The sequence below is a fragment of the Winogradskyella aurantiaca genome, from assembly GCF_003362725.1.
GTDB classification, from domain to species: Bacteria; Bacteroidota; Bacteroidia; order Flavobacteriales; family Flavobacteriaceae; genus Winogradskyella_A; species Winogradskyella_A aurantiaca.
Genome location: NZ_QKTV01000005.1, coordinates 93,228 through 109,011, shown reverse-complemented (window position 1 = coordinate 109,011; position 15,784 = coordinate 93,228). Strand labels below are relative to the sequence as shown.

Here is a 15,784-nt window from a genome sequence, read left to right as displayed (position 1 = left end):
ATGAGGTTAGGAATTACAGATGCCGTAAAACATTTGCTGATCATTAATGTATTAATGTTTATTGGAACTCTGGCTATTGGTGGAGGTGAGCTATTTTATCAGTTGTTTTCCCTGTATTTTCCAAAAAATGAAATGTTTCAACCCTGGCAGGTGTTGACACATATGTTTATGCATGGAAGTATTGGCCATATATTTTTCAATATGTTCGCCCTTTGGATGTTTGGCACCACCGTTGAGCAGGTTTTTGGTTTTAAAAAGTTTCTAACGTTTTATTTATTATCGGGACTAGGAGCTGCCATCATTCAAATTGCCTTCTTGTATTTTCAGTTTAATAGTGGGTTTACGACTTTAATTGAAGCTGGGTTTTCGGATGTAGATATTATGAATTTGCTAAATGAAGGAAAATATAACGAAGCTTGGCGATCTATATTAGGGACTGATTTTAATACTTTTTTAGGCGCATTCTTCTCCCAAATGGTTGGGGCTTCAGGCGCTATTATGGGTGTTTTAGTTGCGTTTGGTATGTTGTTTCCTGAATCAAAGCTCATGCTTATTTTTCTGCCGATACCAATTAAAGCAAAGTATTTCATACCTGGAATAATTGCTTTAGATTTGATTTCTGCACTTACAGGAACTTCGTTCTTTAGTCCGAGTAATACGGCTTTTATTGCGCACGTAGGAGGTGCCTTGACAGGATTTTTACTAATGTGGTTTTGGAAGAAAAATGAAACGGATAAATACCGTTGGAATTAAGTAATTATGGAGGATCTTAAACTTAGGTTTCAAAGATTAAGTGCATTTGGTAAAATCATTGCCGTTAATGCAATTGTTTTTGTACTTGGAATTTTATTAAGTGCAATCCTCAAATGGAATGTTCTCCAGTATTTTAGTCTGCCAGGGGATGGGATGGATGCCTTGTTGCAACCTTGGTCAATTATTACCTATAGCTTTCTGCACAGTGGTATCTGGCACTTATTGTTTAACATGCTGTTGTTATTCTATTTGTCTGAAGTACTATTGAATTTACTACCTGTCAAGAAGGTATTAAACATCTATTTTTTAGGTGTCATATTAGGCGGTCTGTTTTACATTTTAGCGCAAACGCTTCTTTTTTCAGGAAGCTCTACTCTGGTGGGTGCTTCGGCTGGGGTTGGTGCCCTCCTCATGTTTACGGCAGCTTTCCTTCCCGATTCTCAGATACGGTTCTTCACTTTTAATATTAAATGGAAATATATTGGTATCACCATGATCGTTTTGGATCTAATTCGAATTTCCTCTGGAATTAATGTTGGTGGTTATATCTCTCATTTTGGTGGCTATGCTTTGGGGTATTTGTACGCCACCCAGTTCCAGAAAGGAAATGACATTGGTGAAGGATTTGAGCGCCTCATGGATTTGTTTATGAGCTTGTTTTCAAGAAAGTCCAAACTAAAAACAGTTCACAGACGTTCAAATAAAAGCAAGGGGTTCGCAGGAACTTCTAAAAAAGAATTCGATAAATTCAACAAACAAAAGCAAATAGACTTGATTCTTGACAAGATAAGTAAGAGTGGCTACGATAGCCTTTCGGATGAGGAAAAGAAGTTTTTGTTTGAGGCCGGAAAAGACTAATTAATGAAAGGTCTAAGTTTCTTAGAAAAAATCATCTTTACAATTAATAGTTTGGCAGCCTTGCTATTGCTGTTGTCTTATGGCTTAAGCTTTCTTCCGCCGAAGCAATTTGGAATACTATCGGTCCTTAGTTTGGGAGTGCCAATTTTTATCATCTTAAATTTACTTTTCGCACTTTATTGGTTTATAAAATTTAAAAAGCAATGGCTCCTATCAGTGGTTGTTCTTCTTCTTGGATTTAATTACCTAACTTCTATGTATCAGTTTTCAGGAAAAGAGCTTCCAGAAACTGTAACAAGTTTTACGGTCATGAGCTACAATGTGCGCCTTTTTAATTTATTCGGGTGGATAGAGGAAGAAGGGATCGCTAAAAAAATTCAAGATTTTATATTAGATGAGTCTCCTGATATTTTAGCTATACAAGAGTACCATATCGACGAGGATTTTGATTTGCCGGACTATTATAAATATGAATCATTGTCTGGCAATCGGGTAAAAAACGGACAGGCGATTTTTTCCAAGTTCCCGATAATTAATTCGGGTGCAATTGCATTTCCAGACACCTATAATGATGCTATTTATATCGATGTGGTTAATCAAAAGGATACCATGCGTATTTATAATATTCATTTGCAAAGTTCTAAGATTAACACTTCAGTAGAGTCCTTAAAAAAAGAATCTTCTGAAAATTTATTGAAGCGAATAAGTAAAACGTTTCAAGCCCAGCAACAACAGGTAGAGCAGGTTATAGAGCACATGAAAGATTCACCTTATCGCGTCATTATTTCCGGTGATTTTAATAACACACCATATTCCTATGTTTATAATGAGTTGTTAGACGGCTTCCAGGATACTTTTGAAACGGCAGGACAAGGATTTGGGCGTACTTATGATTTTAAGTTCTTTCCATTTAGAATTGACTTTATTTTAGCCGACGACTCGGTAACCGTTAATAAGTGCCGAACTTACAAGGTCAAGTATTCCGATCACTACCCAATTAAGACTACACTAACCTTACATCAATAGACAATCAGAGATATCTGCAATGATATGTATACAAAGTCCCAGACCTAGCCATCGTGTCTTCTTTGGAATGCAGAGTAACACATAAACACCTATAGCCCAATAGGTATGTAAAGGATGAAAATTAATGCTGCAGCGATTGGGATCAAAAATCGGTGTTGCTAATAAGTGATCCAGATCTATGAATAGGCCAAGGAGCATAATACCATAGGCTTTTAGCCAGACTGGCCTGTAGAAGATTAAAGCTACGAGCAATGGCAATCCAAAATGTAATCCGTAGTGTATGAGTCCTTGTATCATCCGTTCAATTGACTAAGCAATATGTTTTCCGTGTTTGGGCCCTCATTAAATAGTAAATCGAGGATCGAAAGCTCTTCAGTAAAACCAAACTTTTGAGAAAATACTTGTGTATAAGACTTCAGGATAAACGGAGATGGGGCGTTTTTTCCAGCCAAATACCTTAGGTCTTGACTGTTTTCAGGACTTTTTTCAAAATGAGTGGTAAGATGGTAACCCAGGTCAAGGTCTAGACAGTTTAAAACACACCTTATTGTGGCTAAATTTAATTCTAATAGAGAATCCCATTTCTCATCAAAGAGCTCAATTATTGCATCAATATAATACTCATAAAAAGGGGACATCTGATAAGCAGAAGCTAAAGATTTTAGGTGCAGTTCCTGCCAATTGCTGGTGTTGGCAATTTGAACATCTTTAAGCAACTGGCGATTTTTTTGAGAATAGTTGACGGGAATGGTAAGTCCTAGTTTGCCATTAGCACCCAAAATGTTGCTTCGATTTCTGAGGGTTTGTTTCTGGTAAGATCCCCATATTTCAAAAAAGACCTCATGGTTACTTAAAAGGGCAGTCCAAAATGAGATGCTTCCAAAGTAGCAAGGTGTCAGAAGAACTCCCATTGAATGAACATTAAGACTTGTTAGCAGCCTTTTTCTTTTTTCGTCTGCGGTTATAAAAACTAATTCCGGCTACCACAACAACGAAAGGCCAGAAATATGAAATTCGGCCACCATCACCGCTTACAGTAGTAAAAATACGATCGGTTCGTGGCCTCCAATTAGATAAGCCATCATTAATACCGTCAATACTCATCCAAATAAAAACGGGTTTACCAATGACGTGGTTAAATGGAACAAATCCCCATGCACGACTGTCTATAGAGTTGTGACGGTTATCGCCCATCATCCAATAATAATCTTGCTTGAAAGTATAACTATCTGCTAGTTTATCATCTATAAAAACCTGATTTCCTTTCGCAACGATTTTATGACCTTCATATTCTGAAATAACGCGCTTATATAAGTTATAATTAGATACATTTATAGCTATGGTTTTACCAGCCTCAGGGATGTACAAGGGGCCAAAATTATCGTAATTCCATGAGTACATTGCATCTCTTGGGAAAATGTTTCGTTCAGGAACCGTATTGGCAAATCGCTCAATTGTAATGGTCTCTGTACGCACTGCCAACCCTTCACTAAAATTCTTACTAATGTTGATCATGTATTTATTGGGTATGGCCTTTACATTTAATTGACTTAAAACGTTTTCTGCAGCTTGACCAAAAATTTCAACCTTGGTTGAATCACGACGATACTCCTTTAAATAGGCTAAACCAGGGTTGGTTTCAATAAATTGCCTTAATCCTTCATCATCCCAGGTTTTAGGATCGACCTCAAAGAAGTACATAAAATTCTCAATTTCGAACTTGTCAATTATACGCTGAGTAATTTGGCTTCGTGATGTCCATACATAATTGTGCATTAAATCGGTTCTATCTGGATAAACTGTCTCTACCCCATTAATAAAAATATCACCATTACGTATCTCTAAAGTATCGCCTGCTATACCTACACAGCGTTTAACTAAGTTTGTCTTTTTGTCTATTGGTTTGTAGTAGTTTCTGTCAGGTGTGAAATCATTCATGTCCCTTAAGGTATCTGCAGGCTGACCAAAGACCACTATCTCATTGCGTTTGATGGTTTGGAAGGACGGAATCCTAAAGTAAGGGAGCTGGAACCAGTTTTTCCATGAGCTCTCTTTTTCATTTATCTTGTCACTGTAGAGGTATGATTTTTTCTTGATTACTGGAATGGTATCGTGAACCATTGGTGCTGCAATTGTCGTCATCGGAGCTCTTGGACCGTAATGTATTTTGCTCACGATTAAAAAATCTCCCACAAGAAGTGATTTTTCTAATGAGGAAGATGGGATTACAAATGGTTGAAAGAAGTAGGTATGGACGATTGTGGCCGCCACTATAGCAAATAAAATGGAGCTGATCCAATCTCCAGCAGATGTTTTAGGTTTAAGATCTCTATTTTCTATGTAGCTTACCTCTGCAATGTAATTCAGGTAAAACGCGTAAAACCCTAAGGTTGCAATTGCGAGAAATGTATCTAGATTAGAATCTTTACCAAAACTTCTCGCAGTTTCGACCCATACAGCTGGAAGCATTATGAGATTAACAATGGGGAGTATCATTAAAATGGTCCACCACCAGGGTCTGTTAATGATTTTCATCAAAACAATAGCATTATAAACTGGAACGAAAGCTTCCCAGGCCTGCCGTTTTGCTTTGATATATAATTTCCAGGTACCTAAACCATGGATAATTTGTATTGCTAAAAATAAAATGAGCCACTGTGATTGATTCATGACCTGATATTATGATTTACTGTGAGTTGGAAATTATCTTTAATTGTTTCAAGGCATGGGCAAATTAACCAATGTTTAACACATCTTTCATGTCAAACACTCCTTTTTTATTCTGGATCCATTCAGCAGCTATGATAGCTCCAAGCGCAAATCCATCTCGATTATGCGCTTCATGTGAAATTTGAAGTGTATCAACTTCAGAATTATAAGTTACGCTATGTGTTCCAGGGGTTTTTGCAATGCGCTTCGCAGTTATGGGGATACTGTGATCAGCCTCTTCATCTAATTTCCAGTCCTCATAGTCTGTGTTTTCTATAATCTGCTCAGCAAGTGAAATTGCTGTACCGCTGGGGGCATCTAGCTTTTGAGTATGGTGGATTTCTTCCATTGTTACACTATAATCTTTTAAACCACCCATGAGCATTGCTAGGGTGCGATTGATTTCAAAGAAGATATTGACTCCAAGACTAAAATTTGAGGCGTATAGAAAGCTCCCATTTTTTAATTGGCAATAGTCCACTACCTCAGAATAACTGTCGAGCCAGCCGGTAGTTCCCGAAATAATAGGAACTCCTGCATCAATGGCCGATTTTATATTTGAAACAGCGGCATTTGGGAGACTAAAATCTATGGCGACATCCACATTGTTAAAATCAATGGTATTAGAAGGCTGGTCTACCCGAAGCACAATATTATGTTGTCGTTCTAAAGCTAGCCTTTCAATAGTTTTACCCATTTTCCCGTATCCCAAGAGACCAATATTCATAATTTAAAATTTAAAATTTACCGTAAGCCCCATGTCTGTAGCATTTTCCATTTGATTGTATTTCACATGAGGTCTAACAGCGAGATTCTCATCTACATTATATTGAAGTAGGTGAGCATCAACATTTGCATCGACGATATTAAGAGCGTACAGACCAATTGTAATTAATAGGGCAAGTTCTTGATTGCGTCGGTAAACCTGTTGTGCTCGTATTAAACCATCAGTTGAAACCCGCCCAAAATATTCGTCATCTTCGTAGCCGGCCAGACGGCGTTTATAAGCATCTCTATAACTATTCAAAAGATTATTGTTACTAATGTAAAAGTATACACCGGTTCCTATGGCAGCGTATACAATTGGAATTTTCCAGTATTTCTTGTTATAGGCTTGACCTAAACCAGGTAAAACAGCCGAATAGAAAGCTGCTTTTGAAGGGGATAAGGGATTAATTGGCGGTCTTTTTTCAACGGTTGTTTCAAGCTTAAAATCTTGAGTATCCCCAAGAGCCGTACTGTCTATTTGGGTTTGGGAAAAACTTAATAAACTGAATGTTAAAAAACAGACCAGTGAACATAGATGCTTACTTAGCACTTTTTACCAATTTTTTGATACGATTAAAATCTTCTTCTGAATGAAATGGGATTGTTATTTTGCCACTGCCATTCTTAGAGACTTTAACGTCTATTTTATGACCAAAGTATTCTGAGATTTCTTTGATCCCTTTCTTGATGTGTTTGGGTAATTCAGATGTTCCTTCTGTTTTTGGTTCAGTTGAAGGATTGTTTAAATTCTTAACTAAGGATTCTGTAGCTCTTACTGATAATTTATTCTTAATGATTTTCTCATAAACTTCCAATTGATCAATTGTTTTATCAATATTGATCATTGCTCGTCCATGACCCATGGAAATAAATCCATCACGCATACCGGTCTGAATAATGGGGTCTAACTTTAATAATCTGAGATAGTTAGAAATAGTTGATCGTTTTTTTCCAACACGATCACTCATTTGCTCTTGTGTTAAATTGATTTCATCAATTAATCGTTGATAGGAAAGCGCAATTTCAATGGGATCCAGATCCTGGCGTTGAATATTTTCAACGAGGGCCATCTCAAGTGATTCCTGGTCATTAGCGATGCGCACATAGGCAGGTATGGTATTAAGTCCAATTAATTTAGAAGCGCGGTAGCGACGTTCACCAGAAACGAGCTGGTATTTGTTAAAAGCAACTTTTCTAACTGTAATGGGTTGAATTACTCCTAATTCTCTAATGGATATAGCGAGTTCTTTTAAGGTGTCTTCGTTAAATTTGGTTCTGGGCTGAAACGGGTTCACCTCAATATCCTCTATGGATATTTCAATAATATTGCCAACTACCTTATCCGCATTCTTATCTGACGCAGATTGAATGTCATTAGCAGGATCTTTCAGCAAAGCTGATAACCCACGTCCCAACGCTTGTTTTTTAGTTGCCTTCGCCATTAGTTTGATTTTTTACTATAATCTCCTTCGCCAAATTAAGGTAATTAGTAGCACCTTTACTACTTACGTCGTAGTTTATAATACTCTCACCATAACTTGGAGCTTCACCAAGCCTTACATTTCGTTGTATAATAGTATCAAACACCATATCACTAAAGTGCTTTTGTACCTCTTCAACTACTTGATTTGACAGTCGTAACCGCGAATCGTACATGGTAAGCAGCATGCCTTCTATATCAAGACTCTCATTGTGTATGCGTTGAACACTTTTAATAGTGTTTAATAATTTTCCTAATCCTTCTAGGGCAAAGTACTCGCATTGTATAGGGATTATGACACTATCTGCGGCTGTAAGGGCATTTAATGTCAATAAGCCTAGGGAAGGAGCGCAATCTATTAATATAAAATCATATTCCTTTTTTAGCTCTGTTATTGCTGTCTTAAGCATGTATTCACGAGCTTCTTTATCTACCAGTTCAATTTCAATTGCTACTAGATCGATATGTGATGGAATTATATCAACATTAGGAGCGTTGGTTTTTGTTATAGCATCTCTGGCGGGTGCAGTATGTTCTAGAACCTGATAGGTGCCATTTTCAACTTCTTCAACCAAAATGCCTAAACCCGAACTGGCATTTGCCTGGGGATCTGCATCGATCAGTAATACTTTCTTTTCTAAAACACCTAGTGACGCCGCCAAGTTTACCGAGGTTGTGGTTTTGCCAACCCCACCTTTTTGATTGGCAATGGCTATGATTTTACCCATGCAAGATTTTGCTTTAAATCAGGGTAAAAATACAATTATTTGTGTGGAATAAAAACGTATTTTGTTAACAAGAACAGCTGTTTAATATGCGTCGAAAGCAGTCTTATTTGTTCTTCTTTTCTCGAATCATTGCTTCTAGTTGGTCCCATAGGGATTCAGGAATTTCAGAGAGCATGTTAAACTCTCCTGCACCCATAAGCCATTCACCTCCATCAATAGTAACAACTTCACCATTGATGTAAGCTGAGAAATCAGACATAAGATAAGCAGCTAAATTGGCTAGTTCCTGATGTTCGCCAACTCTCTGAAGCGGCACCTTTTTAGACATGTCAAATTTTTCCTGAAGATTTCCTGGCATTAGCCGATCCCAGGCTCCTTTAGTAGGAAATGGTCCTGGTGCAATGGCATTAAAACGCATACCATATTTGGCCCATTCCACAGCCAAGCTTCTCGTCATTGCTAGGACCCCGGCTTTTGCGGCCGCACTTGGCACCACATAACCCGAGCCCGTCCAGGCATAGGTGGTAACAATGTTAAGTACGGTGGTGTTTTTTTGTTGTTTTTCGATCCAATGTTTACCAAATGCCAAGGTGCAGTTTTTGGTGCCTTTAAGAACTATATCTATAATAACATCAAACGCACGCGGTGATAAACGTTCAGTAGGTGAAATAAAATTACCTGCAGCATTATTCAGCAGTCCGTCTACTTTTCCAAATCTCTCTACTACTGTCTTAAGCATGGATTCAACCTGATGGTTTTCACGGACATCACATTGTACAGGAAGGCATTCTCCACCTGTTTCAGACTCTAGTTCTGCCGCCGTGCCTTCTAATTTCTCAAAGTTTCTTGAGGTGATGGCAACCTGTGCGCCCAATTCGAGGAAGTATCTGGTCATGGCTTTACCTAATCCACTACCACCGCCTGTTACAACTATGGTCTTGCCTTTTAAGGCATCATCTCTAAGCATTTTCTGGTTTGTCATATCTTAAGTTTTATTCGCAACTGGGATTGGTTGCACAATCCGGATCTTCGCAATCTACAAGACCGTCCCCATCATTGTCAACACCATCAATACAGCGTTCAATTAAACAATCATCAAAGTCTTCACAATCACCATCATCACAATCTATAAATCCGTCATTATCATTGTCTATACCATCATTGCACACTTCAGAACAATTGTTTGATCCGTTGCAATCGTCGTCGTCACAATCAATAAACCCATCATTATCGTTATCAATTCCGTCTCTACATTGTTCAATTCGATTTTCATTGCCTGCGTCTTCACTTTTACAGCTGAAACTACTTGAAAATAAGAGTACTAATGCCAATACAGTTAAGGGTCTGGTGAACCAAGTTCTTTTATTGATTAGATGATGATAACCTAAAATTATCATTCAATTAAAATATTTAAGATTTCAATTGCGGCTTCACTAATTTTTGTTCCTGGACCAAAAACCGCTACGGCACCAGCATCAAATAAATACTGATAGTCCTGTTTAGGAATGACTCCACCAACTATGACCATGATATCGTCACGACCATATGATTTTAATTCTTCAATGACCTGAGGAACAAGCGTCTTGTGGCCAGCTGCTAACGAAGATACGCCTAATATATGAACATCATTTTCTACGGCCTGTTTTGCAGCTTCTTGAGGAGTTTGAAACAAGGGGCCTATATCAACATCAAATCCAACATCCGCATACCCTGTTGCTACAACTTTAGCACCACGATCATGGCCGTCTTGTCCCATTTTGGCAATCATAATCCTAGGTCGACGCCCATCTTGTTCGGCAAACTTGTCTGCCAATTCGCGGGCTGTGGCAAAACTCTTGTCATTTTTAATCTCTTTACTATACACTCCTGAAAATGATTTAATCTGAGCCTTATAACGTCCAAATTCAGATTCTAAGGCATCACTAATTTCACCCAAAGTTGCTCTCAATCTGGCTGCCTCTACCGCTAAAGATAAGAGGTTTTCGTCACCTGTTTTAGCGGCTCTAGTTAAATTTTGTAAAGCCTGCATAACAGCTTTTGAATTTCTACTGTTTTTTACGGCTTCAATTCTTTCAATTTGTTGTTTCCTTACTGTCTGGTTGTCTACTTCGAGGGTTTGTATTGGATCCTCTTTATCTAAGCGGTATTTGTTTACGCCAACAATAATGTCTTGTCCAGAGTCTATTCTAGCTTGTTTTCTTGCTGCTGCTTCTTCAATTCTTAGCTTAGGTATTCCGGCCTCAATTGCTTTGGTCATACCGCCTAAGGACTCGATTTCCTGGATATGTTCCCAGGCTTTATCGGCAATGTCCTTAGTTAAACTTTCGACATAATAACTGCCTGCCCAGGGGTCGACTGTTCTTGTAATGTGGGTCTCCTTTTGTAAGTAGATTTGTGTATTTCTGGCAATTCTGGCGGAGAAATCTGTTGGTAAGGCTATAGCCTCATCCAAAGCATTAGTATGCAAACTCTGGGTTCCTCCAAACGCAGCTGCTGCTGCTTCAATGCAGGTCCTTGCTACATTATTAAAAGGATCCTGCTCTGTTAGACTCCATCCAGATGTTTGACTGTGTGTTCTTAAGGTCAATGATTTTGGATTCTTTGGATTAAACTGTTTTACCAACTTAGCCCAAAGCATTCGTGCAGCTCTCATTTTTGCTATTTCCATGAAGTGGTTCATCCCGATCGCCCAGAAAAACGAAAGTCTTGGTGCAAACGCGTCAATATCCATACCTGCTTCCAATCCTTTTCTAATGTATTCCAGTCCATCGGAAAGTGTGTAGGCCAACTCAATATCGCATGTAGCACCAGCTTCTTGCATATGATATCCCGAAATACTGATGCTGTTAAAACGAGGCATGTTTTTACTGGTGTATTTGAATATATCAGAAATGATCTTCATCGAAGGGGTGGGTGGGTAGATGTAAGTATTCCTCACCATAAATTCTTTAAGAATATCATTTTGTATGGTGCCTGCTAATTGCTCAGGTGCTACTCCCTGCTCTTCAGCTGCCACAATATAAAAGGCCATGATTGGCAATACCGCGCCATTCATGGTCATGGACACTGACATTTTATCCAATGGAATGTCATTAAATAAAATTTTCATGTCTTCAACTGAGTCTATAGCTACCCCCGCCTTTCCTACGTCACCAACAACACGTTCGTGATCTGAGTCATAACCTCGGTGTGTCGCTAAATCAAAGGCTACTGACAACCCTTTTTGCCCGGCTGCAAGATTTCTTTTGTAAAAAGCGTTACTTTCTTCTGCTGTGGAGAAGCCTGCATATTGGCGTATCGTCCACGGACGTCTAACGTACATGGTCGAGTAGGGGCCCCTTAAATTTGGTGCAATTCCTGCCGCAAAATCGAGGTGCTCGAATCCTTGAATATCCTCAGGATTGTATCTGTTTTTAACGCTAATACCCTCGGCTGTACTATGTTCTTTCTCGTTATATTTCTTGTGGCTTAATTTATTTAAGCTCAGATGTTCTAAATCTTTTCTCATGACATCAAATTTTTCGTAAAAATCAACTATAGAAAAAATCTATAGTTAAGATTTTTCATTTTCTAAACGATTCTTTTCCAGTTGTTCAGATAACCTTTTTTGAATAATTGGTTTAATTAATGTTTTTCGTGAAGAAGACTTTAAAAAAGGATCTAATTCAAGATTTCCTCCCATTTTATCAGCCTCATTTGGGAAGGTGTTTACCCCTAAAAGTACCAATTCACCATCGTCAAATTTCTTTTGTTCAGTCTTAGCACTTTCCTTGATTTTTCTTTGGATGGTTCCTGACATTAATTGTTGTATAAACCCACCTGAGGTTTCAATTCCTTTAAAAATTTCCAGGGCTTTATCAGCCAATTGCTCCGTCAACGATTCGATATAATATGAGCCATCCGCTGGATTTTCGACAAGACCAAAATAGCTCTCGTGTTTTAATATGAGTAATTGATTTCGTGCAATGCGCTCACCAAATTCGTTCGCTTCATGATACAATGAATCATACGCGGAATTGTAAATAATATCGGCCCCTCCTAAAACAGCAGACATGCACTCTGTCGTGCTGCGCAGCATGTTGACATTATAGTCATAAATTGATTTATTCCGACGTGATGGTTGTGCTGTAATTATGCATTTGCTATTAGCTCCGTAGGTCTTGGCCAATGTTGACCATAAAAGACGCAATGCTCTGAGTTTCGCAATTTCAAAAAAGTAATTACCTCCAATAGCAACTGAAACCTGTACATCAATATTTGAAACATCTTGCTGTGCGTTATGAAATGTGTTTAAGTACTCATTGAAATGACCCATTATATAGGCGAGTTCTTGGGTTATTGTTGCTCCTGAATTTTGATAAAAGCTAACATCAATATTTAATTGATTTGTTTTGCTTACTAAAACCTTTAATTCATTTAAGTCTGCATCCATATTTTGGAACCAATTCCCCGAAGAAGCCAACTGACCTATGGGGTCAAATTCCCAACGAATATTTTTTACAGGAAGATCAGTGTACTTACCACCCTTTATGGTCACTGGTATATTCTCTAAATTTTGAAGAAGTTTTGAATAATCAACCTCGTTGGATTGGATTACGAATACAAGACTCTCAGCTCCTCTAACTATAGCGTCTTTAGCAGTATGATTGGCTTCCAAGGAATCCTTTACAGTAATTGACTGTCCAACGTTCCAATCATGACCCTCAGCTAAGGGTTGGTTATAATCTCCTGATTCAAACTCATCCGGATGGTAAAACGGTTTTACATTGATTTGTTCTGGTGACTGCCAAACAAGGGTGTCGTTGTAATCGGCCCCTTTAAGATCGACTTGGATTTTTTGTTTCCAAGATTTCGAACTTGCACTATCAAATTCTTGAAATAAGGGTTTACTCATTTGTTTTCTTTTTGGGAATACTATCTTCGTATTCAATGATATATATGTCTTCGTTGGGCTTTTTCATGTAGTAGGTCTCTCGAGCCGTTTTTTCTACACCAGCCTCAGTGCTTAACTCCTTTATGGCCTTCCTGTCCTTTGTCATTTCACCTTTGTAATAGGTCTTTTCGTTTTCAAGATCTTCAATTTCTTCATTTAATTCGCGATGTAACAAATACGAGTGCGTATCAAAAAATAACATCCAAACTGCAAAGACGATAAGCGCTAAGACGTATAAATTTTTAAATGGTTTAAGGTATTTTGGGAGTTTTATAGCCATTAGATGAGGTTGTTTATTATTGTTTTAACGACATCAATGGCAACAGCATTGTAGTTGTTATATGGAATTATTAAATCTGCAAATTCTTTAGTAGGTTCGATAAACTGTTGATGCATTGGTTTCAAAGTATTCTGATAGCGGTCCAGAACTTCGTTCATATCCCTACCTCGTTCTCCAATGTCACGTTTCATTCTTCGTATCAACCGTTCATCACTATCAGCATGAACAAATAGCTTTAAATCAAATAAATCTCGGAGTTCCTGATTGTTGAATATTAAGATTCCTTCTACGATAAGCACTTTTTTAGGTTCTGTAAGGACTGTTTCACCGGTTCTATTGTGCTCGACAAAGGAATATATGGGTTGCTTAACAGCAGTGTCCTTCTTTAATGTCTTAACGTGTTGAACCAATAAATCAAAATCAATCGATCTGGGATGATCAAAATTTATAGCGACTCGTTCTTCAAAGGACAAATGGGAGGTGTCTTTGTAATAAGAGTCTTGAGAGATGACAACGATATCATCGCTGTTTAGTTGTTCTACGATTGTATTGACTACCGTTGTTTTGCCGCAGCCCGTACCACCAGCGATACCAATGATGAACATTAATTCATGGGGTTTTTGTTACCTAACAAATTTAGTTATTTCAATAAAGTCATGGAGTGATTTTTGTCACCTTTTCCACTGTTACCATTTCTCCAAAAGAATTACCCCAGGAGTTATTGATGTAGTTCATGACATCAGCAATTTCCTGATCATCTAGACCCATGGTAGCCATAACACTATTGTAAGTAATCCCATTAACTACAATTTCACCAGACATGCCGTACTTAATGCCTTTAATACTAGCTTCCTGATTGTTTTTGAGATAATCTGAGTTAGCCAATGGGGGGAAAGCTCTTGGAACACCCTGTCCATTTCCCAGGTGACACGTCATGCATAAATCGTTATAGATGATTTCACCTCGCGAAATACTCTTTCGAAGGCTGTCGTTATTTTTGGAATAATAGTCTTGTTCTTTTTTCTTACCACATGACAAGAATAGAACTCCGAATATCAATAGTAATATTTTTTTCATTGACGTAATAATTTTACAATTCCCAGATTTTCGACTCCGACATAAATATAACCGTCAGGACCTTGCTCTACAGATCTAACTCTACCAATCCCGTCCAGCAGTCTTTCTTCCTTTACTACCCTCTCATTTTCCATGTAGCACATGTCTAAGTATTGAAATTTCAGTGAACCTACAAGAAGATTACCTTTCCAGTTCCCATACTTTGCACTATTGATGAAAGCCATACCGCTTGGAGCTATGGAAGGAACCCAATAATGTAGGGGTTGTTTCATGCCTTTTTTACTTGTGATATCGGTAAACTTAGTTCCGCTATAGTTAACCCCATAACTTATAATAGGCCAACCGTAGTTTTTACCCTTTTCTATAATATTAATCTCGTCCCCACCTTTAGGTCCGTGTTCATGTGTCCAGATTTTACCAGTTATTGGGTGTTTGATCATTCCTTGCGGGTTTCTGTGACCATAAGAGTATATAGCTGATTTGGCGTTGTTATTGTTAACAAATGGATTGTCTTCAGGAATTGAACCATCAGGGTTAATCCGATAAATCTTGCCGCAATCTCTAGTAATGTCCTGGGGGTTCTCATCACGATTACCCCGATCACCGATAGAAAAATACAAATACCCATCATTGTCAAAGGCTAATCTGGATCCAAAATGACGCCCAACCCGAGTGTTTGGTGCTGCCTTGTATAATATTTCAAGATTAGAAAGTTCATGACCATTAAGTTTTGCTCTTGCAATAGCTGTATTTCCACCATATCCGTCACCCTCTGATGAAACAAAGGAAAAATAAACCCAACCATTCTCTTCATAATTCGGGTCGAGAGTAATATCCATGAAACCACCTTGACCTCTCACGTAAATCTCAGGAAGACCTTTGATAGTTGTCTTGTTATTGTTTCTAAAAAGTAATAGATCTCCACGCTTTTCTGTAATAAGCATTGAACCATCTGGTAAAAAAGTAAAGCCCCATGGATTTGTGAGGTCCTTGACAATCAATTCAAAGTCGTATTCCGTGTTAACTTCATTCTTGTCTTGAGCACATGCAAAAGTGAACAGAATTAATAATAAAAGACTGGTTTGGAGCTTGCTCATAAAATGCGAGTTAAGAAGATTAAAAATATGAATTTCTAAGTAGCTAATAAAAAATAACAGCTATATTTGCAGTCC

Annotated in this window: 18 protein-coding genes; 3 read left to right on the top strand and 15 right to left on the bottom strand. The window is 38.0% G+C overall.

Features of this window, described 5'->3' with window-relative positions:
• From DN064_RS09705 to DN064_RS09695, 3 genes are read left to right on the top strand one after another with little or no spacing between them, the layout of a single operon-like run.
• A complete protein-coding gene (locus DN064_RS09705) occupies positions 1-753 on the top strand; it encodes a rhomboid family intramembrane serine protease (protein ID WP_115462451.1) in 753 nt (250 codons plus the stop codon).
• A gap of 6 nt (positions 754-759) precedes the next feature.
• Positions 760-1,611 (top strand): rhomboid family intramembrane serine protease, encoded by an 852-nt coding sequence (locus tag DN064_RS09700; protein WP_115462450.1) that lies wholly within the window; start codon positions 760-762, stop codon positions 1,609-1,611.
• Between the two features lie 3 nt (positions 1,612-1,614).
• The gene (locus tag DN064_RS09695; protein ID WP_115462449.1) at positions 1,615-2,637 is read left to right on the top strand and encodes an endonuclease/exonuclease/phosphatase family protein; all 1,023 of its coding nucleotides are present in this window, start codon (positions 1,615-1,617) and stop codon (positions 2,635-2,637) included.
• Here the strand turns inward: DN064_RS09695 and DN064_RS09690 are convergent.
• The 15 genes from DN064_RS09690 to DN064_RS09620 all read right to left on the bottom strand — a co-directional run bounded on the left by DN064_RS09690 (position 2,626) and on the right by DN064_RS09620 (position 15,709).
• On the bottom strand, positions 2,626-2,934 hold the full coding sequence (locus DN064_RS09690) for a DUF6122 family protein (RefSeq protein WP_115462448.1): 309 nt from the start codon (positions 2,932-2,934) through the stop codon (positions 2,626-2,628). The genes DN064_RS09695 and DN064_RS09690 overlap by 12 nt on opposite strands.
• Positions 2,931-3,548 carry a WbqC family protein gene (locus DN064_RS09685; protein ID WP_115462447.1) on the bottom strand — a complete coding sequence of 206 codons (618 nt, stop codon included), beginning with the start codon at positions 3,546-3,548 and terminating at the stop codon, positions 2,931-2,933. The genes DN064_RS09690 and DN064_RS09685 overlap by 4 nt, the downstream gene beginning before the upstream one ends.
• A 10-nt stretch (positions 3,549-3,558) precedes the next feature.
• Positions 3,559-5,307 (bottom strand): signal peptidase I, encoded by a 1,749-nt coding sequence (gene lepB, locus DN064_RS09680; RefSeq protein WP_115462446.1) that lies wholly within the window; start codon positions 5,305-5,307, stop codon positions 3,559-3,561.
• Between the two features lie 64 nt (positions 5,308-5,371).
• Entirely contained in the window at positions 5,372-6,073 is a 702-nt protein-coding gene (gene dapB / locus DN064_RS09675) for a 4-hydroxy-tetrahydrodipicolinate reductase (protein WP_115462445.1), read from the bottom strand.
• Positions 6,074-6,076: 3 nt separating this feature from the next.
• Entirely contained in the window at positions 6,077-6,664 is a 588-nt protein-coding gene (locus DN064_RS09670; protein ID WP_115462444.1) for a DUF5683 domain-containing protein, read from the bottom strand.
• Positions 6,654-7,556: a ParB/RepB/Spo0J family partition protein gene (locus DN064_RS09665; RefSeq protein WP_115462443.1), complete on the bottom strand. Its 903-nt coding sequence runs from the start codon at positions 7,554-7,556 to the stop codon at positions 6,654-6,656. The genes DN064_RS09670 and DN064_RS09665 overlap by 11 nt, the downstream gene beginning before the upstream one ends.
• Positions 7,540-8,322 (bottom strand): ParA family protein, encoded by a 783-nt coding sequence (locus DN064_RS09660; protein ID WP_115462442.1) that lies wholly within the window; start codon positions 8,320-8,322, stop codon positions 7,540-7,542. Before DN064_RS09660 ends, DN064_RS09665 begins: the two co-directional genes overlap by 17 nt.
• A gap of 103 nt (positions 8,323-8,425) precedes the next feature.
• Complete coding sequence (locus DN064_RS09655; protein WP_115462441.1) at positions 8,426-9,304, bottom strand: SDR family oxidoreductase; 879 nt, start codon at positions 9,302-9,304, stop codon at positions 8,426-8,428.
• Positions 9,305-9,314: 10 nt separating this feature from the next.
• Positions 9,315-9,719, bottom strand: coding sequence for a hypothetical protein (locus DN064_RS09650; protein ID WP_115462440.1), 405 nt, complete (start codon positions 9,717-9,719; stop codon positions 9,315-9,317).
• The gene (scpA, locus tag DN064_RS09645; RefSeq protein ID WP_115462439.1) at positions 9,716-11,830 is read right to left on the bottom strand and encodes a methylmalonyl-CoA mutase; all 2,115 of its coding nucleotides are present in this window, start codon (positions 11,828-11,830) and stop codon (positions 9,716-9,718) included. The genes DN064_RS09650 and scpA overlap by 4 nt, the downstream gene beginning before the upstream one ends.
• Positions 11,831-11,875: 45 nt before the next feature.
• A complete protein-coding gene (locus DN064_RS09640; protein ID WP_115462438.1) occupies positions 11,876-13,216 on the bottom strand; it encodes a methylmalonyl-CoA mutase subunit beta in 1,341 nt (446 codons plus the stop codon).
• Positions 13,209-13,535: an FtsB family cell division protein gene (locus DN064_RS09635; protein ID WP_115462437.1), complete on the bottom strand. Its 327-nt coding sequence runs from the start codon at positions 13,533-13,535 to the stop codon at positions 13,209-13,211. The genes DN064_RS09640 and DN064_RS09635 overlap by 8 nt, the downstream gene beginning before the upstream one ends.
• Positions 13,535-14,140, bottom strand: coding sequence for a uridine kinase (gene udk, locus DN064_RS09630; protein WP_115462436.1), 606 nt, complete (start codon positions 14,138-14,140; stop codon positions 13,535-13,537). The genes DN064_RS09635 and udk overlap by 1 nt, the downstream gene beginning before the upstream one ends.
• Positions 14,141-14,189: 49 nt before the next feature.
• A complete protein-coding gene (locus DN064_RS09625; RefSeq protein WP_115462435.1) occupies positions 14,190-14,612 on the bottom strand; it encodes a c-type cytochrome in 423 nt (140 codons plus the stop codon).
• Entirely contained in the window at positions 14,609-15,709 is a 1,101-nt protein-coding gene (locus tag DN064_RS09620; protein WP_115462434.1) for a PQQ-dependent sugar dehydrogenase, read from the bottom strand. The genes DN064_RS09625 and DN064_RS09620 overlap by 4 nt, the downstream gene beginning before the upstream one ends.
• Between the last annotated feature and the right edge of the window lie 75 nt (positions 15,710-15,784).